This window comes from Nonomuraea sp. NPDC049784, from assembly GCF_040659615.1.
In the GTDB taxonomy this organism is placed as follows: Bacteria; Actinomycetota; Actinomycetes; order Streptosporangiales; family Streptosporangiaceae; genus Nonomuraea.
The window spans coordinates 1-3,049 of the sequence record NZ_JBFAMX010000904.1 but is presented as its reverse complement, the minus strand read 5'-3'; the positions used below and the strand labels follow the sequence as shown (position 1 = coordinate 3,049).

Below are 3,049 nucleotides of genomic sequence, written 5' to 3'. Positions count from 1 at the left end.
GGCCGCCAGCAGCAGGTCGGGTCGCTGCCCGTCCAGGCGGTCGGCCATGGCCAGCACGGCGTGACGGCCCAGGTTGCGGGTCGGGCCGGTGATCAGAACGGTTCCGGGTTCGGTCATGGCCCCAGCCTGCGGGACCGGTCGGGCCGCAGCCAGTCGTCCGGTTTTCGTAGGACTGCCAGGGCCAGGACAACCCGTGCAGATACGCGCAGAATGGAGAGCGTGGAAGCGTGGGAGTTCGGCCGGACGGTGCGCCGCTGGCGCGACCGGGTGGCACCCGAGGCCGTTGGTGTGCAGGTGGGCCGCCGACGCCGGGCCAGCGGGTTGCGCCGCGAGGAGTTGGCCGCGCTCGCCGGCATCTCGGCCGACTACCTGACCCGCCTCGAGCAGGGGCGCGCGACCGCGCCGTCGGCGCAGGTCGTGGAGTCGCTGGCCCGAGCGCTGCGCTTGTCCGACACCGAACGCGACCTGCTCTACCGGCTGGCCGGGCACGCCGCGCCCGGCCCGGACATCGTGCCGTCGCGGGTCACCCCGAGCGTGCAACGTCTGCTCGACCGGCTGTCGCACACCCCGGTCGTCGTGTACGACGCCAGCTGGACACTCGTGCTGGCCAACGCGCCCTACGACGCGCTCATGGGCGAGACGACCACCTGGCGCGGCCTGGAGCGCAACGCCGTCTGGCGCAACGTCGCCCGCCTGCCCTCGCGGGTCGTGCACACCCCGCAGGAGCAGGCCGAGCACGAAGCCCGGCTCGTGGCCGACCTGCGCCTAACGGCCTCGCGCTACCCCGCCGACCGCACCCTGCGACGCTTGATCACCGACCTGGCCTCCGGCAGCCCGCTCTTCGCCGAACTCTGGGACGCCGAGACACCACCGCCTCTAACCGACACGTCCAGACAAAAGACCATCAACCACCCGGCGGTCGGCCCGACCACCCTCGACTGCGACACGCTGTTCGTCGCCCTGGACGACCTGCGCATCACCGTCTACACCGCCGAGCCCGGCACCGAGGACGCCGACCGCCTGGCCCTTGCCATCGTCCTGGGCACTCAGTCGCTACAGCTCTGACCACGAATGTTTGGGGTGTTGGGTGACACGCCATCCGGGCGTGTCGGCTTGCTTGGTGCAGTGAAGCACCGAAGTGATCAAGGGTTGAGACCGTGACTCATTTGGTGAGTCGGCGGTAGCAGATGAGGGCTGCGGCGGTGACCGCAAAGGACGCGAAGTGGCCGGCTCGGCGTTCGTAGCGGCGGTGTAAGCGACGGCAACCAGCTAACGAGGAGACGGTTCCCACGACTGGAACTTGTCGAAGACGGTGGACCATGGCCTGTACCAGGACGGCGATCAGCCACGTTACCGGTGAGCCAGGGTGAGGAACGAACCCTGGATCGTCGATCGCCCCCGACCATGCACGGTAGGCAGGGGTACGAGGCGAGCGCGGCAGCGAACTTGTCCACATCCTCTCGCCGGGCCGCGAGGAGGTCGATATCTCCGACAGGAAGGTGAACGCCCTGGAGAAGGGCTGCGCTCGTGCCGCCCAGGCGGTAAGTGATGTCGGCCCGTGCAGCTCGTATGGTGGTGAGCATCGTGTCCCGCGTCGCAGTGATGTGCGCCACTTGAAGAAATGTTCCACCGTTGTCCATGACGTGCAGCTTAAGAGCATGAGGATGCGGCATGTCAGTCCTCTCAGGCCGCACAGTCCGCTCCTCTGGTTGGGCCCCTTCATGCGACGGTGCGCTTGGGATGCGCCCCTAATCGGGCGTAGCCACCCCGAAGGACACCCAATAGGCTCCTGTCCTCGTCGCTCGATAGAAGAGGCACGGTGAGCATGACGTCCGACCGCGTGCATGAGCTCTGCATCGAGATCGGGCGGGCCGTGAAGGCCGGTGCCCCGGTTGGCTGGCAACATGTCCATGTCCATCGTTGCCAGCTCGGCACCTTCAGCACCACCCAAATCAGTTATGAGGTGGCGGACGGGGCTCGGCGGACTCAACACGTCGAGGGTCTCGACGACCTTTTCCACGAGTTGAAGGCGGCCGCGTACGAGCCGGGCGAGGGGACATGGTTCGTCTGCCAGCTCGATTACAGCCCGCGCGGAAAGTCGTACAACTCCATGCTGCACACCTTCACAGGGCGACGAGGGGGCAACCACGGTCACTCATGACCGGCCGGAAGCCCAGGTCAGCGCCCCCACGAGCCGTGATCGGTGCAGTTCCCAAGCTGACAGCGCGGGTTCGATTCCCGTCACCCGCTCCACATGTGATGCCGTCGTCATGATGACGTCGAGGAGTCAAACGCATTGTCCCCTGCAGGGGATCTCGGTCGCTCCCTCTTGGCCAACCTGGCAGTATCAGCAGGGGAGGGAGACACCATGAACTTCGATCGGATCACCGTCGAGCCTGACAAGCTCGAAGGCAAGCCCGCCGTCCGTGGCCTGCGCATCACGGTGGAGACGGTGGTACGGCTCGTCGCCGGCGGATGGACCTTCGACGAGATCCTCTCGGACTATCCGGACTTGGAGCGGGAGGACATCAAGCAGGCGCTTGAGTACGCAGCGGCGTCCACGAATGTCCACTTCTACCCTCTCCGCGAGCCAGCGTGAACTTTGGTCGATGAGAACCTCTCACCCCGCGTTGCCGAGCTGCTAACCAAAGCTGGTCACAACGCGGCCCATGTGCGCGATCTCCAGGCAACGAGCGCCCCCGACACCACGATCATGGAACTCGCCGTCGCGGACGGTCGGACCATCATCTCCGCCGACACCGACTTCGGCGCGCTCCTGGCCCACGCCCGCGCGACCGAACCCTCCGTAATCCTCGTGCGAGAGCTGATAGAGCTTCGTCCACCCGACTTGGTCAACATCATCTTGGCTAATCTCGAGGTTCTCGAGCAGCACCTTCAAACAGGCGCGATCGCAGCTTTCACCACCGGAGGCATCCGCGTCCGGGCGCTCCCTCTGGTCACGTCCACGGACGTGGTGTATGAATCGATCTTCGCGTGATCCTGTTTCTGCAGGTTAAGCGGTAAGTGTCTGCGGGAGCGGGTTGGGGAC

4 protein-coding genes and 1 pseudogene are annotated in these 3,049 nt (G+C 66.2%); 4 read left to right on the top strand and 1 reads right to left on the bottom strand.

Features of this window, described 5'->3' with window-relative positions; genetic code table 11:
* Positions 1 to 219 precede the first annotated feature (219 nt).
* Positions 220 to 1,065: a helix-turn-helix transcriptional regulator gene (locus tag AB0J09_RS60750; protein ID WP_360713018.1), complete on the top strand. Its 846-nt coding sequence runs from the start codon at positions 220 to 222 to the stop codon at positions 1,063 to 1,065.
* Positions 1,066 to 1,162: 97 nt separating this feature from the next.
* On the opposite strand, the pseudogene AB0J09_RS60745 reads toward AB0J09_RS60750, so the two are convergent.
* A pseudogene (locus AB0J09_RS60745) lies at positions 1,163 to 1,285 on the bottom strand (IS5/IS1182 family transposase); the annotation flags it as partial.
* Between the two features lie 534 nt (positions 1,286 to 1,819).
* Between AB0J09_RS60745 and AB0J09_RS60740 the strand changes: the two are divergent.
* From AB0J09_RS60740 to AB0J09_RS60730, 3 genes are all read left to right on the top strand, one after another.
* The gene (locus tag AB0J09_RS60740) at positions 1,820 to 2,161 is read left to right on the top strand and encodes a hypothetical protein (RefSeq protein WP_360713016.1); all 342 of its coding nucleotides are present in this window, start codon (positions 1,820 to 1,822) and stop codon (positions 2,159 to 2,161) included.
* A 207-nt stretch (positions 2,162 to 2,368) separates the two neighbouring features.
* Entirely contained in the window at positions 2,369 to 2,599 is a 231-nt protein-coding gene (locus AB0J09_RS60735) for a DUF433 domain-containing protein (RefSeq protein WP_360713014.1), read from the top strand.
* Between the two features lie 3 nt (positions 2,600 to 2,602).
* Positions 2,603 to 2,998 (top strand): DUF5615 family PIN-like protein, encoded by a 396-nt coding sequence (locus AB0J09_RS60730; RefSeq protein ID WP_360713012.1) that lies wholly within the window; start codon positions 2,603 to 2,605, stop codon positions 2,996 to 2,998.
* Positions 2,999 to 3,049: the final 51 nt, after the last annotated feature.